Below are 18592 nucleotides of genomic sequence, written 5' to 3'. Positions count from 1 at the left end.
ACTTCAAAAATGTATAAAAATTTATTTATTATGCCACAGACCCTCTTCCGGGCTGGATAAGACCCTTTCCCTGACGACAGAGTGGTAAAAACATCCTAAACTTTCCTCTCCAGACATGAGGCCACGGACGCTGCCGAACGCCACTCACGGGCAGTGCTGTCTCCTGAAGGGAGGGACGTTTTTTGACTGACACGCTGATTGACGGTGCCATCACCATTCTGGGTGATCTGCTGCTGGACCAGTACATCACCGGGGATGTCACCCGCATCTCGCCGGAAGCCCCCGTCCCTGTCCTGCTGAGCAGCCACCAGCGGTCCACGCCCGGCGGAGCCGCCAACGTGGCCGTGAACGTGGCCGCCCTCGGTCATCCGGTCCATCTGATCGGCGTGGTGGGTACGGACCAGGCGGCCGGGACGCTCCGTCAGGCCCTTTCGGTATGGCAGGAGATCAGGCTGGATGGTCTGGTCGATGATGCCAGCTGGACGACCATCACGAAGACCCGTGTCCTCAGCGGGCGGCAGCAGATCGTCCGGCTGGACAATGAAAAGCTCGTCCCTTTCTCCAGGGCCACCGAGGAGGCCCTCATCGCCTCCACCCTGAAGGCACTAGAAACATCCCGGATTCTCATCTGCTCCGACTATGCCAAAGGTGTCCTCTCCGACCGTGTCCTGCACGCCGTCATGGAGGCCGCCCGCAGCCGGAACATTCCCGTTCTGGTGGACCCCAAGCGGGCCGATCTCTCCGCCTATCGGGGGGCCAGCCTGCTGACACCCAACCGGCAGGAACTCGGCAAGGCCCTTGCCGCCTCCGGCATCGCCCACCCGGCAGGCCGCCCGTGGACACTGACGGATGATACAGAGGTGGAACAGGCCTGCGCCGCCGTCGCCCCGCTGACGGGCGGCGACATTCTCCTCACACGCTCCGAAAAAGGCATGACGCTCTGGCAGCAGAAGGCCGCCCCGCTGCACTGCCGTGCCCATCCTTCAGAAGTCTATGACGTCTCCGGGGCCGGGGACACCGTCATCGCCACGATCGCCTGTGCTCTGGCCAGTGGCCGCTCCCTGGCCAGCGCCGTGACCATGGCCACCACGGCCGCCGCCATTGCCGTCAGCAAGCTGGGCACGGCCTTTGTCACCCGGGACGAACTGCACCAGAAGCTGCTGGAAGAAATCGCCGACAGCGGAGCCTGCCTTCCCCTGCCCGACGCCTGCGCCATCGTGGAGAACTGGAAACGGCACGGAGCCTCCGTCGTCCTGACGAATGGCTGTTTCGACCTGCTCCATCCCGGCCATGTCTCGCTCATCCAGTTTGCCGCCAGCCAGGGTGACAAGCTGATCGTCGCCCTCAACACCGACGCCTCCATCAGGCGGCTGAAAGGCCCCCGCCGCCCGCTCCAGACCGAACAGGCCCGGGCCACGGTCATCCGTGCCCTGCGGCATGTCGATCTGGTCGTCCTCTTTGATGAGGACACGCCACTGGACATCATCTCCGCCCTGAAGCCCCACGTCCTCGTGAAAGGGGCCGATTACCGGGAAGATGAGGTCGTCGGGGGGGATGTCGTCAGGGAACATGGCGGGCGTGTCTGTCTGGCCCCGCTGCTGGACGGACATTCCACAAGCCGCATCGTGCAAACGATGGATGACAGCCACCCGGCAAAGGACACCCAACAATGACATACAGACAGACATGGCAGGACTGGCTGCTCCACAAGGCTCTGCCCCTCTGGTCCCAGGCCGGTTTCGACAGGGATGCAGGCCTCTATCACGAACGGCTGACCTTTGAGGCCACCCCCATCACCCTGCCCCATCGCCGCCTGATGGTGCAGGCCCGGCAGATCGCCACCTACTGTCAGGCCGCCCTGAACGGCCATTACGACGCCGGGGAGCAGGCCCTGACGGTGCTGGACCATGTCACGCAGCGATATCACCGGGCTGATGGCAGCGCAGGCTGGGTCTTCGCCCTTGGGCCTGATCTGGCCCCTTCCGACGCAAAACGGGACCTGTACGGCCACGCCTTCATCCTCTTCGCGCATGGATGGGCCTACCGTCTGGGCAAAGACCCCGCCCTGCTGCACAGGGCAGAGGCCAGCCTAGCCGAAATCGACCAGCTCTTCCCCTCCGCACATGGCGGATACCGGGATGTCCTGCCTGCCACATCGGACCGGCACTCCCAGAACCCCCACATGCATCTGCTGGAAGCCTGTCTGACACTTTTCGAGGTCTCGGGTCGGGAGGTGTTCCTCCATCATGCCGACGCCATCCTGAAACTGGCCCTACAGTCCTTCATCCCGGCCGGAATGGATGCCCTGCTGGAATTCTTCACGCCGGAATGGAAGCCGGAACGGCCTGCGGGCCAGAACCGTGTCGAACCCGGCCATCAGGCGGAATGGTGCTGGCTACTGGGCGAGTATCTCCGTCTTGCCCCCGATGGCAGGCACGCCGCTGCTGCCCGTCAGGCGCAGCAGCGCCTCCATGACCGCCTTCAGCAGACCGCTCCCGGCCCTCTCCTGCCGGATGCCCTGCTGGATGATGGCTCGATGCTGGAAGCCTCCACACGCATCTGGCCCCAGACCGAAATGATGCGCCTTCTGGCCCAGCATGGTCCGGCGGATCTCCAATCCCGGCAGGAACGGCTCGCCACCATGAGCCAGCTCTTCTTCACCCATTATGCCCCGGCCCCGCTCAATGGCGGGTGGATCGACCGGCTGGATGAGCAGGGAAAAACTGCCACGGACCACATGCCCGCCAGCAGCCTCTACCATATCTACAGTGCCGGGCAGGCCATCCTCGGCACCACTCCATAAGTCCGCTTCACCGGGGACGGACCATCACACGGAAAAACGTCCATCCCCGGCAAGGTCCCGGCGGCTGCGCTCCAGCTCCACGGCGTAGCAGCGCAGCGTATGCCGTTCGCTCAGCTGCCCGACAAGCTGGCGGGACTGACGGTCTTCCACCACGGCCAGCACGTCAGCTTCCGCCTCTGCAAACAGGTCGGCTGCCTCACGGATGGTCATGTACGGCTCAAGCATGATGTCCCGATAGCAGGCCAGACTGGAGACAGGCTCCTCGCCTGCGCAGGCCGCCGTGATCTCGGACACCAGGACAATTCCCTGATACCGGCCCTCCTCATCCACCAGCACGAGCCGCTCCTCAATCCCCAGCGTCAGCTGCGCCTGTGCCTGCCGGATGGTCATGGCCGCCGGAAAGCTGCGGACCTGTGCCCGCATCAGCTTCTGCACGGTCAGGGTACGGAAGCGGCCCACATCCACGGCAGAGCGGATGGTCTCTCCCCGCAGGTGAAAACGCCATGTCGCAAAATTGTATCCGAAGAGCCGCCGGACCGTCAGCAGGGACAGGGTGGCCGACAGCACCACGGCACTGCTGAGCGGCATGATCCCCGTCATTTCCAGCACCATGCAGATCATCGTCATGGGGCCTCCAATGATGGCCGTGGCCATGGCCGCCATACCGAGCACGGAGCAAACATGACCATCCACCGGGGCCAGACCGTAAGGAGCCAGCAGAGCCCCGAACGCCTCACCGGCCAGAACACCCAGAAACAGCGAGGCAAAAAACAGCCCGCCCCGGAAGCCCGACCCGATGGACAGGCACGACGCCACCGCCTTGAGGACCAGCAGCAGAAGAGCCAGGGACGGCACGATCTCCCCCTTCAGCACCAGCCCAACCCCACCATGCCCGGCCGACAGGACCGAGGGGAAAGGTGCCGCCAGACAGGCCACGAGCAGACCACCAGCGACAGGCCGCAGCCAGACCGGTGCAAGCAGCTTCTGGAACACCACCTGGGTCTGCGTCACGCAGTACATGATGAGAATGGCCACGAGGGCGCACAGAATGGCCAGCAGGCTGACCCCGGGCACATCAGCCCAGCCCATCTGCCAGCGGGTCACCAGTGGTGGCAGGCCGCCATCCATCCGCATGAGATGCCGGACACCCAGCCCGGCCATGGCCGCCAGCGCAATGGGAAACAGGTTGGCAAGACTGTACGTTCCCAGCACCAGCTCGAACGCATAGAAGGCTCCGGCAATCGGAGCATCAAACCCGGCACTGACAGCCCCGGCCGCCCCGGCCCCCACCAGAATCCGCATGTCCTCCCGCCGGACATGGAAGACCCGCCCCAGCCACGAACCGAAAGCAGCAGATATCTGCACATAGCCAGCCTCCAGCCCGGTGGAGGCCCCCACGCCATTGGACAGGACCGTCTGCACGGCAAGACTGACACTGTCCCGGACTGACATGCGCCCGCCATGCAGGGCATTGGCCTCCACCGGGTCCACCGGGCGCCGCTTCATCCAGCGGCGCAGCAGGGCACTCAGCCCGCCAACCGCCAGACCACCACCGCCCAGCACCAGCAGACAACGCCATAGTGGCAGTGCAGGCAGTTCCGACAGTCTGCCACCGTTATGCAGGCCATAGAACACGACATGCAGGCCGAGGGTCACGACATTGATCAGCAGGACACAGCAGCCCGCCAGTCCCCCCGTCAGCAGGGCCAGCAGGAACAGCCCCAGCCCGTCACGCCGGACGAAGGACCGCAGCATGGCAGGAGCCAGCAGTCTCATCCGTGATGACCCGTTCCCTCTGGACATGCGGGGCTCTCTCCTCTTTCCAGTATCGGCCGTGCTACAGAGTCCCGCCCTGTATACAGAAAACCCGCCTCAGACGGGCGGGGTTTCCCAGACATCCATCATTGTGAAAGAAGCTCAGACACCAAAACGCTGCATGAACTCCAGATAAACCTGTGTCAGCTGCTCCACGGAGGCCAGAGACACATGCTCGTCACGCTTGTGCATGGTGGCCCCCACAAGCCCGAACTCCGCCACGGGGCAGCAATGCGTGATGAAGCGGGCGTCGGATGTTCCCCCGCCCGTGTCGAGCTTTGGCGTCCTCCCCGTCACGGCCTGCACGGCCTGGGAGAGTTTCTCCACCTCGGCACCGGGTTCCGTCAGGAAAGATTCCCCGCTGACAGCCACATCAAGATCAGCCTCCGGCGCATGGCAGGCAACGACATCCTCAATCCAGTTGCGCAGGCTGCCGCTCGTATGAAGGTCATTGAAACGGATGTTCACCCGGGCCTGTGCCGTGGCGGGAATGACGTTGGTGGCCGGATTCCCGACATCCACACTCGTGATCTGCAAGGAAGACGGAGCAAACCAGTCACTGCCGTGATCCAACGTGCGGGATGTCAGATCATGCAGGATCGACACAAGGCGGTGAATGGGATTGTCTGCCAGATGCGGATAGGCCACATGCCCCTGCGTGCCCTTGACGGTAATCACCACATTCATGCTGCCACGGCGGCCGATCTTGATGACCTCGCCCATTTCAGCCGGATTGGTCGGCTCGCCCAGCAGGCAGAAATCCGGGGCCTCGCCCTGTTCTTTCATCCATTCCAGCACGGAACGGGTGCCATACCGGGCCGGTCCTTCCTCATCCCCCGTTATGAGGAAGGCCAGACTGCCCTTCAGCGGTCCGGCCTCCAGCCTGCGGGCTACGGCAGCCAGAGCAGCGGCGACACCGCCCTTCATGTCTGCCGTGCCACGGCCGTAGATATGCCCGTCCCGGATGTCTCCAGCGAAAGGGTCGCAGCTCCAACCCTCACCGGGAGGAACGACATCCGTATGCCCTGCGAAGCAGAGACAGGGACCGCCCTGTCCCAGCCGGGCATAGAGGTTGGGCGTCTGCCCGCCTTCGGGACCGAAGGCAAGGCGTGTGACCTCAAACCCCATCATCTCCAGCGACCGGGCCACGACGCCCAGTGCCCCGTCATCCGCCGGAGTGACGGAGCGGCACCGCAGAAGGTCCTGCAACAGGGCGACGGGATTGGAAGGAGATGATGGATGGCTCATGAGGTCACTCAGTCACGCAGCAGCTCATTGATGGATGTCTTGGAGCGTGTACGCTCGTCAACACGCTTGACGATCACGGCACAGGCCAGGGACGGCCCGCCCGGGGTCTTCGGCGGCAGGGTTCCCGGCACGACCACGGAGTAGGCCGGAACACGCCCCATATGGATCTCACCCGTCGTACGGTCCACGATCTTGGTGGAGGCCCCAAGGAACACGCCCATGGAGAGGACTGAGCCACGCTCCACGACCACGCCCTCGGCCACCTCGGAACGGGCACCGATGAAGCAGTCATCCCCGATGATGACCGGTGCGGCCTGGAGCGGCTCCAGAACACCGCCGATCCCGGCACCACCGCTGATATGGCAGTTCTTGCCGATCTGTGCACAGGAGCCGACCGTGGCCCATGTATCGATCATCGTGCCGCTCTCGACACGGGCACCCAGATTGACGAAGCTCGGCATCAGCACGACACCCGGAGCGATGTAGGCGGAACGGCGGACGACAGCCCCCGGAACGGCCCGGAACCCGGCCTTCTCGAACTCTGCCTTGCCCCAGCCGGCGAATTTCAGCGGCACCTTGTCAAAACCCGGAGCCCCACCGCAGCCATTGGCCATCGGCTCGGATTCATACAGGCGGAAGGACATGAGGACGGCCTTCTTCAGCCATTCATGCACGACACGTCCATCTTCCTGCTGCTCGGCAACGCGGAAGGTCCCGTCATCCAGCCCGGCAAGAGCGGCTTCCACGACATCACGGGCCTGACCCTGCGTCTGCGGGGACAGGCTGGCACGGTCTTCCCAAAGGGTTTCAATCTGCTTGCGAAGCTCTGCGTGATCCATAAAACGCTCCTTATTCTACAACCATAATCCAGGCAGGCTGCCCTGCCCCATCTCTCAGTCCGCCTTGATGAGCGTACCCTGCCCTGCCCTGGTGAAGAGTTCCAGCAGGCAGGTATGTGGCACCCGACCATCCAGAATGACGGCCGCCTTGGCCCCGGCCTGCACGGCCTTGAGGCAGGTCTCCACCTTGGGAATCATGCCGCCCGTGATGTGCCCCTCCCGGATGAGACGGCGGGCTTCCTCGGCTGTCAGCTCCTCGATGCGCTGGCCATTCTCATCCAGCACGCCGGGAACATCCGTCAGCATCAGCAGGCGGGAGGCCCGCACGGCACCGGCAACCGCACCAGCAGCCGTATCCGCATTGATGTTGTAAATCTCACCTTCATCCCCAGCCCCGAGCGGCGCCACGACCGGGATCAGGCCAGCCCCCAGCAGGGCATACAGCACCCGGGGGTCCACATGCTCCGGCTTGCCGACAAAGCCCAGATCGACCGCTTCCCGCCCGTTTCCTTCCGTCCGGTGATAATGGACAAGACGGCTGGCCTGGATCAGACGCCCATCACGCCCCGAAATGCCCACGGCCAGCGCTCCAGCGTGGCTGATGAGATCGGCCACCTGCTTGTTCACCGTGCCGGAGAGAACCATCTCGATCACGTCGATCATCTCACGGTCCGTGACACGAAGGCCATCAATGAAGCGGGACTCAACACCAAGCCGCTTCATCATGCTGTTGATCTGCGGACCACCGCCATGCACCACGATCGGATTGATGCCCACCAGCTTGAGCAGGGCAATATCCCGGCCAAAGGTGGCGGCAAGGCTGTTCTCGACCATGGCGTGACCACCATACTTCACCACGATGGTGTCGCCAGCATAACGGCGCAGATAAGGCAGCGCACCGGCAAGGACGGCAGCCTGCTGCTGGTCGCTCAGCAGGCCACCATGGGCCATCAGGGCATCCGGGAAAGCGGTAGAAGAGGTATCAGAAGAAGACATGGGCATTTCACTATACAGAAAAACTTTTCAGGGCCGTGTACCGGCGGGCTCGGCAAAGCGGGCCATTATGCCACGCAGCTCGGCAATCCCCAATGATGTCGTGCTGCTTGTTGCCACAATATGCGGGAAAGCCGCCGCATGAGTCTTTGCCAAAGCCTCCACCTCTTTCTGCCGTGTGGCCAGAGCGGAAGCCGACAGAGCATCACATTTCGTCAGTACAATCTGGAACACCACAGCGGCCCTGTCCAACAGGTCGCAGACCTCCCTGTCGGAAGCCTTGAGGCCCACACGCCCGTCAATCAGCAGGATCACGCGGGCCAGATTCGGCCTGCCCCGCAGATAGGCGAACATCGTCCTCTGCCAATCTTCCTTCACCGCTTTGGAGGCCTTGGCAAAGCCGTAACCGGGCATGTCCACGAGGGAGAGCCTACCCCCCAGATTGAAGAAATTGAGCTGCTTGGTCCGCCCCGGCTCGGACGAAGCCCGGGCCAGAGCCTTCCGGCCTGTCAGCGCATTGATGAGGCTGGACTTGCCCACATTGGAGCGGCCAGCAAACGCCACCTCCGCCCGGTCGGGCGGGGGCAGCTGCTCGATTGTCTGCGCCCCGAAGAAGAAATCACAGGGACCTGAAAAAAGTCTGCGTCCTTCCTCCAGCTCATCCTCGCTGGGCAGGACTGTCTGCATCTGCTCCATCACGAGCCTTTCTTCTTCTCACCGCCCTTGCGCGGTGCCTTGCCTTTGCGACCGATCAACGGCACGGGCAGGCTGGTCCGACGCTCGATGTAATGCTGCTGAAGGAAAGTCAGCACGTTGTTCCATGTGTAGTAGACCAGCAGGCCCGCCGGGAAGCTGGACATCACGAAGACATACACGATGGGCATGAACTGCATGATGCGGGCCTGGGCCGGGTCCATGCTGACCATGCTGTGCTTCTGGAGCAGCCAGAAGGTGATGCCCAGTGCCGCCCCCCAGATGCTGAGATGCAGGAAGGAGAAGATGTGCGTGGGATCAAACGGCAGCAGTCCGAACAGATTGAACAGATTGGTCGGGTCCGGTACGGAAAGGTCCTTGATCCAGCCAAAGAAGGGCGCATGGCGCTCATCGATGCTGAGATTGAGCATCTTGTACAGGCAAAAGAAGATCGGTGCCTGGATCAGCATGGGCAGACATCCACCTGCCGGGTTGATCTTCTCTTCCTTATACATGGCCATGACCTTCTGGTTCATGGTTGCCGGATCATTCTTGTATTTTTCACGTATCTCCGTGACCTTCGGCGCAATCATGCGCATGCGGGCCGAAGACTGCGCCGCCTTGGAGGCCAGCGGGAACAGGACAATCTTGACGATCAGCGTCATGGCCATCAGCCCAAGGCCGAAATTGCCGATATGCGCATAGAGCCAGTGCAGCAGAAACAGGATCGGCTTCGTCAGGAAGCTGAACCAGCCGAAGTCGATGCTGTCATCAAAACGGGGCAGCCCCAGCTTGCGACCATAATAGCGCAGCAGGCCCGGCTCCTTGGCCCCGGCAAACAGGTAACTGCCCTGCCCGAGGCGGGCCCCGTCCTGAATGACCTGCGGCTCCTGCGAAGTGAAGGTCACACGATAGGACCCGTGCTCTTCCGGCAGGTAGCTGTACCGGATGCGCACGTTGGCAGACGCATCCGCCCCAACGGCTGTCAGCCAGTACTTATCCGTGATGCCACCCCAGCCGCCTTTTCCGGCGTCTGTCCATGACACATGGTCCGGGCCGTTGCCATCAGTCCGCAGGGACTTGTACCCCTTGTCCGCCAGACGGCCATTCATGACGGCGATTGGCCCCTCATAAGCCGTGAAGGAACCGGTATCCTCCGGCAGATAGTCACGCTGGACACGCTGGAACGGATAGACCGACACGGGTTGGCCGGAATGGTTCTCCACCTCCTGCCGCACCGTCACCATGTAGTGGTGGTCCTGCTCCAGATGAATGAGGAAGCGGACCCCTGCCCCATTGTCCCAATGCAGGCTGACCGGGGATTCCGGCGTCAGGCTGGTCTGCTCCCCATCAACCTGCCAGAGGGAATGGTCATTGGGTAGACGGGTGGTGAACCCGGCAGCATTTTCCCAGCCAATGAGCAGATAGGTCGGCTGGGCACTGCCTGCCCTGTCCAGCAGACGGACCAGAGGGCTGTCCTTGGCAATCGTCTCACGATAGCGGGTCAGCTCCAGATCATCCAGCCGTGCACCACGAAGGTTGAAGGAACCCTGCACATCCGATGACGTAACCTTCAGCCGATGTTCCTGGTGATCATCCGCCTCATCCACAGGGCCAGCAGGCGCCGGAGATGCCAGAGCGGGTTGCTGCACGGCAGACGCTGGTGCCGGAGCAGACCCCTGATCCTCCACCGGTTTGTGTCTGTCCGGCGGAAGGAAGATGTTGAAACCGATCAGGATCATGGCCGACAGGATGACGGCCAGAATAATACGTTTGCTACTTTCCATCGGGCTGGAGCCGCTCTTTCTTCATGCTGGAAGGGTAGATTGCCTCTTCACTGGCGTAAAATCGTCCTCAAAACAATAGCCACGCCATTTTTTTTACATTTTCTGCCAGAGCATCAGAGGCGGATCAGGGGGGATAGTCCACGCCACCCGGATGAAAAGGATGGCATCTGCAAATGCGGCAAAGTGTCAGCCACCCACCCCGCACAGGACCATGACGGCGGATGGCTTCCTCGCCATAAACGCTGCAACTGGGATAAAAACGGCACTGCCGTCCCATGAATGGACTGAGGAACAGGCGATAGAGCCTTATCAGCCCCAACAGAAGAAGCGAAAACAGCCCGCTGGCCGCCCTCATTCTGCCTCTTCCCGGCCAAGGGCCTGCAGAACCCGACGCACGTCATGCTTCAGAAGGGGGAAAGGCCGCTTTCTGGTTGCGGCGCGTCCGATCAGGACGAGATCACCAGAGGAAGAACAGCCTTCCTCTTTCACCACCAGGCGGAGAGCCTCCCGCAGGCGGCGACGGGTACGGTTGCGCACGACAGAATTACCGACCTTCTTGGTCACGGTAAAACCGGCCCGTACCGTCACGTCCCCCGGCTCCGGCAGAACCTGGCCAATCAGCCCGGGAGACACGACCTTATGGCCCTTGCGGGCCACACGCAGAAACTGCGACCGCTTCTTCAGGCGGTCAGGCTGTTTCATGCTCAGGCAGAAAGTTTCTTGCGGCCCTTGGCGCGACGGCTTGCCAGAACACGACGACCACCAACAGTAGCGGAACGCGTGCGGAAACCGTGGCGACGCTTACGAACCAGACGGGAAGGCTGATATGTGCGCTTCATCTTTTCAATCCTCTAATCTCAACAACACACCTGTGAAGGCGTGTATCAGAACAGGACGCACCCAGTAACGCCCCTCCACTCAGGGAGTGGCTTTTAAGGGGATGGCCCTGCCCTGTCAATCCTGCAATTCCATCCAGAGCGGACAGATCCCGAAGCTGTACCCGGCTTTTGAGCTCAGGCGTCCTTCTTTTCAATCAGCTCGATCTTGTAGCCATCAGGGTCCTGCACGAAGGCAATGACAATACCCGTATTGCCCATCGGTCCGGCCTCACGGGTGACACGCCCACCGCCCTGGCGGACCACGTCCACGGCTGCTGCGACATCACGCACGCCAACAGCAAAATGCCCGAAGCCTGTCCCGTGTGTGTAATCCTCGGTCTGATCCCAGTTATAGGTCAGTTCGATCTCGGCCTCACCACGGGCATTACCCTCATAACCAATATAAACCAACGTGAAACGCCCCTCCGGCACCTCCAGCCGACGGAGTTCACGCATGCCCAGAAGGTGATAAAAAGCCAGACTGCGATCAAGGTCCCGCACACGGACCATCGTATGAAGATAGATGCTCATATATCTTTATGTCCTTTTGTCAGAAAGGAAGTCTGGTCCCAGCCCGTAGAGAAACAGTCCCAGACGATCCGCCTCCTTTATACAGCGATCTGGCTCCATGACCAAGGTAAGCCGTGCGGGAAAGGCGATCCCCCGCAACCCGGCTGCTGCCGCATTCCTGATAGTGACCGGCCCAATGGCAGGCATGTCCGCCCGCAGCTCCTGTCCTGCCTTTGGCATTTTCACGAGCACCCCACCAGCCACCCCATCCTGCCGCAGACCTCCACAGCGATGCAGCATGGCATCCGTTCCTTCAAGGGCCTCAACAGCCAGTGTCAGGCCATTCTGCACCACACATCCCTGCCCTATGTCCAGAGGCCCCATGACAGACAATATGCGCACGGCCTGATGAATGTCGGCCATGGCCTGACGGTCAGGGGGAACCCTGCCCCATGCTCCCCAACGATTGCTCTCCGTATCCAGGAATTCATGCGCTCCCCGCACCCGGAAGCCTTCTTCTTCCAGCAGCCGGATGATGGATGCCAGCAGGCCGTCATCACCGGCAAACAGGGCACGCCCAAGCCGGGCCAGCAGGCGCACCCCCTCCGCATCTGGCCGCAGAGACCGCCATGAAGGCCGGCGGACAGGTCCTATCAGGACAAGTTCGGAACATCCCTGCCGACGCAGAGACCGAAGGATCGCACCGGCCGCTGCCAGACGGATCATTTCATGAGAATAAGGGGCCAGCAGGGCTTCATCAGCAAAACCCTGGAAGCCTATAAGAAAAGGCTCCCGCCCTCTTTTCCTGAGAGCCTCTGCCACCTGGGCTGGAAGCGGCCCGCCACCGGCCAGGATCCCAACCCGTGCAGGCCTGCTCACCTGTCAACATCCCTGTCACTGCCAGCCTGTCCCGGCCGCGTCAGCCCACGGCGGCTGGGAGCCTCCATGAAGCGTAGCATTTCCCGTACACGCTCAATGTGACCATAACGCTGACGCACCTGGTCCATGCGTTCTCCCAAAAGCGGCCCACCACGGCCAGACCGTGGATAAAGCTCCCGGAACGCCAGACGCATCTGCTGGATCTCACTGGCCTCCACGCCAGACCGCTTGAGACCGATCCAGTTCAACCCAACCAGCCTGGCCCGGTTACCCAGGACGCTGCCGTACGGGATGACATCCATCTCCACACCGCACAGCCCTCCGACAACAGCCCCATGCCCGATGCGGACAAACTGATGCAGGGCCGCAGAGCCCATGATCCTGGCATTGTCCCCGATCAGGACATGCCCCCCCATGACTACGTTGTTGACGATGATGACACCATCACCCAACACACAATCATGAGCGATATGGGCATTGGCCATGAGCAGGCAGCCCCGGCCAATCCGGGTTTCTCCCGTGCCTTGTGCCGTGCCCCGATGGATGGTCACATTCTCCCGTACAACCGTCCCTGCACCAATATGGCACCTGGTCGGCTCTCCAGCATATTTCAGGTCCTGCGGGGGATAGCCTACGGTCGAAAAGGGGTAAACCTCCACCCCATCCTCCAGCACCGTATGCCCGTCCACCATGACAGAAGCGTGCAGCCGGACATGATCTCCCAGCCGCACATCCGCACCGACCATGCACCAGGGACCAATCCTCACTCCCTGACCGAGGGACGCCCGTGGATCCACAAGAGCCGTGGGATGAATCTCGGTTTTTCCAGGGCGCTGTCCCGGTTCTGGCATCAGGATCAGTCCACGATCATGGCGCTGAAAGATGCTTCCGCCACCGTGGTTCCATCAACCTTGGCAACCCCACGGAACCGCCAGACCGTTCCACGGGCGCGTTCCTTGTTGACATGAATGCGCAGCTGATCCCCCGGCCCGACCGGGCGACGGAATTTTGCATTCTCCACCGTCATGAAATAGACCAGCTTGCCCTCGAAGGCCTTGCCCAGTGTCAGCACGACAAGCGTGGCCGCCGTCTGGGCCATGGCCTCAACGATGAGCACACCCGGCATGACAGGGCGTGCCGGGAAATGCCCCTGGAAGAATGGCTCATTGACTGTCACGTTCTTGATGCCAACGGCTGATTCCGCCGCCTTGATCTCTTCCATCCGGTCCAGCAGGAGGAAAGGATAGCGATGAGGAATCGCCTTCATAATCTGCATCACATCTACGCTCTCAGGCACCTGATGTGTCTGCCCAGCAGCATCACCCACTTATCTCATCTCCCGGTTTTTTTTTCAACAAAATGCAACCGTCCGCCCCTGTCCCCGCGGGGAGAGGCAGTCAATGTCTACACCTTATTACCAAAAAAAATCCCGAAACACCAACTGGATCATCTTACTTGCGCGAAAGCTTACGCAAAGTCGCCACATTTCGGAAGAATTCCCTGAACGGCATGGCCGGGCTGCCGATGACATCAGCCCCGGCTTCCACATCATTCATCACGCCACACTGCGCCCCGATACGGGCCTTGCTGCCAATGTGAATATGACCGATGAGCCCAGCCTGGGCTGCAATCGTCACGAAATCCTCAATCTCGGTGGAACCTGAAACACCAGCCTGCGATACCACGATGCAGCACCGACCCAGACGGGCATTGTGACCAATCTGCACCAGATTATCGATCCGGGTCCCGGCCCCGATGACCGTATCCCGCATGGAGCCTCGGTCAATCGTTGAATTGGCACCGATCTCCACACCATCCTCAAGGATGACACGCCCCAGCTGGGGAACGGTCTCAAATCCGTCAGGCCCCACCGCAAAGCCGAAACCATCCTGCCCGATCCGGGCCCCGGGATACAGGATGACCCGCTCCCCCAGCAGAGCATGAGTGAGAGTTACATGCGCCCCGATCCGACAGCCATCTCCCAGCACGACATGGTCCCCCAGCATGGCATGAGGCCCAATGACACAGCCATCACCAATCTGCACGCCATCGCCGATGACCGCAAAAGGACCTATCTCCACCCGGTCACCAATGACGACATTCTCACCAATGACAGCCGTCGGATGCTGGCTGGCCCGTGCAGGCGGAAGAGGATGGAACAGACGGGCAACCCGGGACCATGCCAGATAGGGCTCCCGACTAACCAGAGCGGCACAGCCTTCTGGCACCTTGTCCGCAAAAGCAGGGGCCAGCACGACGGCGCCAGCCTTCGTCTCCTTGAGAAGGGGCAGATAGCGGCGGTTGTCCAGAAAGGAGATGTGCTGCGGGCCAGCAGCATGAAGCGGGGCCACGCCCTCGAAAGACGCCCCCATCTCAGCGCAACCTGCGGCCTCCGCTCCCGTTACTTCCAGAAGGTGCTTCAACGCAAAAGGGCCACACCGCCTGAAAAAACGGGAATCACCCGGGAGCTGGTCCGCCACCATCGCCCTTCCCCTTACTTCTGGCGACGCAGGCTGGACCCCTTGGCCTGTGCCGGAGCCTCGGCAGGCTGCTGCGGAGCCGCCTGATTCATCAGGCGTTCTTCATCAGCCGTTGTCGGCATCTTCCCGGATTTTGCCAGAACCTCCGGGTCCACCCCGTCATCCGGAATGAAGACATGCGGCAGAACCTTGTTCAGACGGTCTGCTACCTCCTCGGTTATGTCCTGACCATCCACATGCAGGACAGCCTGCTCGGCATGCAGAACAAGATTCATGCCATGGGCCGCAGCCACCTTGGCAATGATTCCATCACGCTGCTCCAGCACACGCTCGATCTGATGGAATGCCACCTGATAGGCTTCCTGAATGATCCGGGCCTTGTTGCTGAAATCCCTCTGATCCTTCGCACGCCGCTCCTGCAGATGACGGACACGGAGCTGGAGCTGGTCGGATGTCAGGGTGCGAGCCTGAACCTGAAGCTTCTGCTGCTCTTCCCTCCAGGCGCCCTCTTCCTTCTGCACCGCACGGGCCAGACGGTCACGACGCTCACCAAGCACCTGCTGCATTTCCTGCGCAGCCGTGGAAAGCTGCATCACACCCTGAACGCTGATGAGGCCAAGCACAACCGGCGGCGGGGCATCTTCCTTCGGAACAGCCGGAGAAGACGGTACAGACGGCAGAGGCAGCACGGGCGCTGCCTGCTGCTGGCCTTCCCCATCCGGAGCGCCAGCATCACCACCGTCATCCAGGCCTGCCATGTCCGGTACGGCAGCCGGAGCAGGAGCAGCAGCCGGAGCCGCATGATGATGGGAGACGGCTGGAGCCGATGGCTGGGCCGTTTTCGGAACAAACCAGGCACCGTTTCCATCATTGCCATCAGCAGCCACGGAAGAACCAACCGCCATGAAAGCCAGAGCACTCGCGGTCATCAGGGTCAAAGGCAGTGAAAAACGTGACATGAAAAACCTCTTTATGAAAATGGGCATCCCCCAGGTCACCCTGCCAGCCCGGAATGAAGCCGGCATCGTGGCCTGCACCTTTCCTCAGAACTGCTGCCCGAAGCCAAAGCGAACCGGATAAAGCCTGTCCCCATGCTCACGATGGATCGGGACCGCACCGTCAATATTGACCAGGCCGAAGGGGCTCTTCCAGGAAATACCAAGACCACCAGAGACACGGGGCGTCATGGTGCTGCCGCCAATCGGCGTATAGTACGGGTCGTTCCAGTTACGGTAATGGTTGCGGTCCTTCACACGCTTGCCGGAAAGACTACCGGCATCGATGAAGCCACGCCCGGAGATGCCAAGGCTGTCACCCATCGGCAGCGGGAAATTCAGCTGGACAGATGCCGTGTACATGAAAGTACCACCGATCAGGTCCTCCTGTCCGGCACCCGGGCAGTAGCCATTACGGGCCTGCCCCAGCGGCGTATTGGCGGCACCGCTGTGGCAGGGCGCCTTGTAATGACTGCTGCGGGGCCCGACACCACCCTGGAGGAACCCGCGCAGGTTCTGACCACCGAGGTAGAAGTTGTCGACGATGTTGCGGTCGCCGCTGGAGCTCCAGTCATGCATGTAGCCAACACCGCCCTTGAACTGGAAGCCCCAGCTGTGGCTGCCTGTCAGGTCATCCAGCGGCAGATAATAGCTGCCATTGGCTTTGACACGGTAATATTTCTCGTTGCCACCCAGACCGGCAAAATCACCTCCGACACTGAGAACGTAGCCAGACCGTGGATTCATGCGGTTGTCACGACGGTCATAAGTGATGTTCGTGCCAATCTGGGAAAGGAGCGACCAGCCTGCGGCATCACGCACATAAACGGACGGCGTGTCATCTTCCCACCCCGGATACTGCGACCCCGGCACACCGTTACCCACGTGACGGTCCACGACCGTATAGGTCCAGGACTGGGAAAGATACCGGTTATAGGCATAACCAAGCCGGACAGACGCACCATACTGGCCTTCATTATAGCTCTGATACGTCTGGTAATTGTTCTGGATCGTATAAATGTCGAACCCGGCCACGAAATTGCGCCCGAGGAAGTATGGGTCCGTCACGGACAGGTCGGCCTGTTTCTCATAATAGGCAACCGTACCGGAGAACCCGGCATCAATCCCGGTCCCCAGCAGGTTATGCTGCTTCAACCCGAGATTCCCCATGATACCGGCATCGGTCGAGTACCCACCGCCGAGGGAGAACTCGCCGGTTGGCTTCTCCACCACATTGGCACTGACATTGACCTTGTCCGGCGCAGACCCCTGGGACTGGTCCACATTGGTGCTACTGAAATACCCCATATCCTGAAGGGCCAGCTTGGAATATTTGCGGTTGAACGGCGTATAGGCATCGCCCTCGACCATCGGCAGGTTGCGGCGGATCACATGGTCACGTGTGATCGTATTGCCGTTGATGTCGATCCGCTCCACATAAACATGCGGCCCCTCGACAATATCAAACAGCAGGTCAACGACCTTCTTTTCAGGATTGCGGGCAATCTCAGGCCGGACCATGGCAAACGGGTGCCCGTTGGCCTGGAGCCACTCCTGCATGTCCGTCGCATTGTCCTGCACGGCCGTACCGTCATAATACTGGTTCTTGTAAACCTCGATGTGCCTCTTCATCGTGTCAGCCGTGACATGATGCACATTGGAACGCACACCAATCTTGCCCAGACGGTACCGTGGCCCTTCATGCAGGGTGTAGGTGACGTAGAAGCTCTTGTGGTCCGGAGAGAGCTCACCCGTGGCATCCACCATGTGGAAATCCACAAAGCCGCTATGCAGATAGAAACGTCTCAGCAGTTCCGCATCGTAGCGGATACGCTCCGGGTTATATTCATCCGAGGAAGAAAAAAAACGGTACCAGGCATGTTCCTTGGAAGACACGACATGAGACAGGGCAGCTTCGCTGAAACTGTCATTGCCAACAAAAGCAATCTTCCGGACCAGTGTCTGCTGGGATTCATTGATGTTGAAGATCACATCAACACGATTGTGGGACAGACGGATGACCTGCGGCACCACCGTGGCCCCATAGCGGGCACGGGCCGCATACATGTTCAGGATTTTCTGCCTGTCCACAGCCACGGTCTGGGCCGAAAAGACGGCACGGGTCCGCAGGCTGATCTCCTTCATCAGGTCCTTGTCCTTGAGGGCATGGTTCCCCTCGAAGACAATCCGGTTCACCACGGGATTTTCCGTCAGCTCCACCAGCAGGGTGCTGCCTTCACGCCTCAGCGTCACATCCCTGAAGAGACCTGTAGCGTAAAGTGTCTTCAGCGAACGGTTCAGCGCATCACGGTCAAAACTGTCGCCCGGCTGCACGACCATGTAGGAAAGGACGGTACTGGTCTCGATCCGGGTATTGCCGTGGACTTCGATGGCCTGGATCAGACCACCGGCCGGCGCATAGCCATCCCCCGCAGACCGGCGGGCATGATGGATGCTGCGCCCCTTCTGGGGGGCTGCCTCTGCCGCACAGAGCAAAGCCGGTGCCGTACAGACAGAAGCCAGCAGAGCCAGTCGAACGGCCATCGGCCGGAACCTTTTCGTACGCAATCCTGACAAAACCGGTATTCCTCGTCCCAAATTTCTACGAACGGCCATCCCGCCACACAACCCTGATGCAGGAGGTCCAGACAGTCCCATACGCACAACCGCAC

Annotated in this window: 18 protein-coding genes; 2 read left to right on the top strand and 16 right to left on the bottom strand. The window is 61.1% G+C overall.

Features of this window, described 5'->3' with window-relative positions; genetic code table 11:
- Positions 1–182: 182 nt before the first annotated feature.
- The gene (gene rfaE2, locus DTQ13_RS07610) at positions 183–1673 is read left to right on the top strand and encodes a D-glycero-beta-D-manno-heptose 1-phosphate adenylyltransferase (protein ID WP_248460472.1); all 1491 of its coding nucleotides are present in this window, start codon (positions 183–185) and stop codon (positions 1671–1673) included.
- Complete coding sequence (locus DTQ13_RS07605) at positions 1670–2803, top strand: AGE family epimerase/isomerase (protein WP_248460471.1); 1134 nt, start codon at positions 1670–1672, stop codon at positions 2801–2803. The genes rfaE2 and DTQ13_RS07605 overlap by 4 nt, the downstream gene beginning before the upstream one ends.
- A 24-nt stretch (positions 2804–2827) precedes the next feature.
- Here the strand turns inward: DTQ13_RS07605 and DTQ13_RS07600 are convergent, their stop codons facing one another.
- The 16 genes from DTQ13_RS07600 to bamA form a co-directional block, all read right to left on the bottom strand.
- The gene (locus DTQ13_RS07600) at positions 2828–4606 is read right to left on the bottom strand and encodes a chloride channel protein (protein WP_248460470.1); all 1779 of its coding nucleotides are present in this window, start codon (positions 4604–4606) and stop codon (positions 2828–2830) included.
- Positions 4607–4720: 114 nt separating this feature from the next.
- The gene (dapE, locus tag DTQ13_RS07595; RefSeq protein ID WP_086441232.1) at positions 4721–5866 is read right to left on the bottom strand and encodes a succinyl-diaminopimelate desuccinylase; all 1146 of its coding nucleotides are present in this window, start codon (positions 5864–5866) and stop codon (positions 4721–4723) included.
- A gap of 8 nt (positions 5867–5874) precedes the next feature.
- Positions 5875–6705: a 2,3,4,5-tetrahydropyridine-2,6-dicarboxylate N-succinyltransferase gene (dapD, locus tag DTQ13_RS07590; RefSeq protein ID WP_081563016.1), complete on the bottom strand. Its 831-nt coding sequence runs from the start codon at positions 6703–6705 to the stop codon at positions 5875–5877.
- Positions 6706–6759: 54 nt separating this feature from the next.
- Positions 6760–7656, bottom strand: coding sequence for an acetylglutamate kinase (gene argB / locus DTQ13_RS07585; protein ID WP_043561420.1), 897 nt, complete (start codon positions 7654–7656; stop codon positions 6760–6762).
- A gap of 72 nt (positions 7657–7728) precedes the next feature.
- Positions 7729–8394, bottom strand: coding sequence for a ribosome biogenesis GTP-binding protein YihA/YsxC (gene yihA, locus DTQ13_RS07580; RefSeq protein ID WP_373364570.1), 666 nt, complete (start codon positions 8392–8394; stop codon positions 7729–7731).
- Positions 8394–10178, bottom strand: coding sequence for a membrane protein insertase YidC (yidC, locus tag DTQ13_RS07575; protein ID WP_248460468.1), 1785 nt, complete (start codon positions 10176–10178; stop codon positions 8394–8396). Before yidC ends, yihA begins: the two co-directional genes overlap by 1 nt.
- 124 nt (positions 10179–10302) lie before the next feature.
- The gene (gene yidD / locus DTQ13_RS07570; RefSeq protein ID WP_284438452.1) at positions 10303–10455 is read right to left on the bottom strand and encodes a membrane protein insertion efficiency factor YidD; all 153 of its coding nucleotides are present in this window, start codon (positions 10453–10455) and stop codon (positions 10303–10305) included.
- A gap of 74 nt (positions 10456–10529) precedes the next feature.
- Positions 10530–10880: a ribonuclease P protein component gene (rnpA, locus tag DTQ13_RS07565; RefSeq protein ID WP_043560650.1), complete on the bottom strand. Its 351-nt coding sequence runs from the start codon at positions 10878–10880 to the stop codon at positions 10530–10532.
- A 2-nt stretch (positions 10881–10882) separates the two neighbouring features.
- Positions 10883–11017, bottom strand: a complete 135-nt coding sequence (gene rpmH, locus DTQ13_RS07560; protein ID WP_081563011.1) for a 50S ribosomal protein L34 — start codon at positions 11015–11017, stop codon at positions 10883–10885.
- Between the two features lie 174 nt (positions 11018–11191).
- A complete protein-coding gene (gloA, locus tag DTQ13_RS07555) occupies positions 11192–11587 on the bottom strand; it encodes a lactoylglutathione lyase (protein ID WP_043560652.1) in 396 nt (131 codons plus the stop codon).
- Positions 11588–11593: 6 nt separating this feature from the next.
- Positions 11594–12445, bottom strand: a complete 852-nt coding sequence (locus DTQ13_RS07550; protein WP_043560655.1) for an LpxI family protein — start codon at positions 12443–12445, stop codon at positions 11594–11596.
- Positions 12442–13296, bottom strand: coding sequence for an acyl-ACP--UDP-N-acetylglucosamine O-acyltransferase (gene lpxA, locus DTQ13_RS07545; protein WP_086431108.1), 855 nt, complete (start codon positions 13294–13296; stop codon positions 12442–12444). The genes DTQ13_RS07550 and lpxA overlap by 4 nt, the downstream gene beginning before the upstream one ends.
- 5 nt (positions 13297–13301) lie before the next feature.
- On the bottom strand, positions 13302–13721 hold the full coding sequence (fabZ, locus tag DTQ13_RS07540) for a 3-hydroxyacyl-ACP dehydratase FabZ (protein ID WP_154981692.1): 420 nt from the start codon (positions 13719–13721) through the stop codon (positions 13302–13304).
- Between the two features lie 175 nt (positions 13722–13896).
- Positions 13897–14928 carry a UDP-3-O-(3-hydroxymyristoyl)glucosamine N-acyltransferase gene (gene lpxD, locus DTQ13_RS07535; RefSeq protein WP_043560663.1) on the bottom strand — a complete coding sequence of 344 codons (1032 nt, stop codon included), beginning with the start codon at positions 14926–14928 and terminating at the stop codon, positions 13897–13899.
- An 11-nt stretch (positions 14929–14939) separates the two neighbouring features.
- Positions 14940–15884 carry an OmpH family outer membrane protein gene (locus DTQ13_RS07530; RefSeq protein WP_408902116.1) on the bottom strand — a complete coding sequence of 315 codons (945 nt, stop codon included), beginning with the start codon at positions 15882–15884 and terminating at the stop codon, positions 14940–14942.
- Between the two features lie 84 nt (positions 15885–15968).
- The gene (bamA, locus tag DTQ13_RS07525; protein ID WP_248460466.1) at positions 15969–18464 is read right to left on the bottom strand and encodes an outer membrane protein assembly factor BamA; all 2496 of its coding nucleotides are present in this window, start codon (positions 18462–18464) and stop codon (positions 15969–15971) included.
- Between the last annotated feature and the right edge of the window lie 128 nt (positions 18465–18592).

The sequence above is a fragment of the Parasaccharibacter sp. TMW 2.1888 genome, assembly GCF_023167265.1.
Taxonomy (GTDB): domain Bacteria; phylum Pseudomonadota; class Alphaproteobacteria; order Acetobacterales; family Acetobacteraceae; genus Bombella; species Bombella apis.
The sequence above is the reverse complement of the archived record's forward strand: the minus strand, read 5'-3'. Positions and strand labels throughout refer to the sequence as shown.

Bases quoted from the DNA above. Each gene is read 5' to 3' on its own strand.
- dapE (WP_086441232.1), bottom strand. From the start codon at position 5,866: ATGAGCCATCCATCATCTCCTTCCAATCCCGTCGCCCTGTTGCAGGAC.
- fabZ (WP_154981692.1), bottom strand. From the start codon at position 13,721: ATGCAGATTATGAAGGCGATTCCTCATCGCTATCCTTTCCTCCTGCTG.
- DTQ13_RS07600 (WP_248460470.1), bottom strand. From the start codon at position 4,606: ATGTCCAGAGGGAACGGGTCATCACGGATGAGACTGCTGGCTCCTGCC.
- argB (WP_043561420.1), bottom strand. From the start codon at position 7,656: ATGGCCCATGGTGGCCTGCTGAGCGACCAGCAGCAGGCTGCCGTCCTT.
- dapD (WP_081563016.1), bottom strand. From the start codon at position 6,705: ATGGATCACGCAGAGCTTCGCAAGCAGATTGAAACCCTTTGGGAAGAC.
- yihA (WP_373364570.1), bottom strand. From the start codon at position 8,394: ATGGAGCAGATGCAGACAGTCCTGCCCAGCGAGGATGAGCTGGAGGAA.
- lpxD (WP_043560663.1), bottom strand. From the start codon at position 14,928: ATGGTGGCGGACCAGCTCCCGGGTGATTCCCGTTTTTTCAGGCGGTGT.
- DTQ13_RS07605 (WP_248460471.1), top strand. From the start codon at position 1,670: ATGACATACAGACAGACATGGCAGGACTGGCTGCTCCACAAGGCTCTG.
- lpxA (WP_086431108.1), bottom strand. From the start codon at position 13,296: ATGCCAGAACCGGGACAGCGCCCTGGAAAAACCGAGATTCATCCCACG.
- bamA (WP_248460466.1), bottom strand. From the start codon at position 18,464: ATGGCCGTTCGACTGGCTCTGCTGGCTTCTGTCTGTACGGCACCGGCT.
- yidD (WP_284438452.1), bottom strand. From the start codon at position 10,455: ATGGGACGGCAGTGCCGTTTTTATCCCAGTTGCAGCGTTTATGGCGAG.
- rpmH (WP_081563011.1), bottom strand. From the start codon at position 11,017: ATGAAGCGCACATATCAGCCTTCCCGTCTGGTTCGTAAGCGTCGCCAC.
- gloA (WP_043560652.1), bottom strand. From the start codon at position 11,587: ATGAGCATCTATCTTCATACGATGGTCCGTGTGCGGGACCTTGATCGC.
- DTQ13_RS07530 (WP_408902116.1), bottom strand. From the start codon at position 15,884: ATGTCACGTTTTTCACTGCCTTTGACCCTGATGACCGCGAGTGCTCTG.
- rnpA (WP_043560650.1), bottom strand. From the start codon at position 10,880: ATGAAACAGCCTGACCGCCTGAAGAAGCGGTCGCAGTTTCTGCGTGTG.
- yidC (WP_248460468.1), bottom strand. From the start codon at position 10,178: ATGGAAAGTAGCAAACGTATTATTCTGGCCGTCATCCTGTCGGCCATG.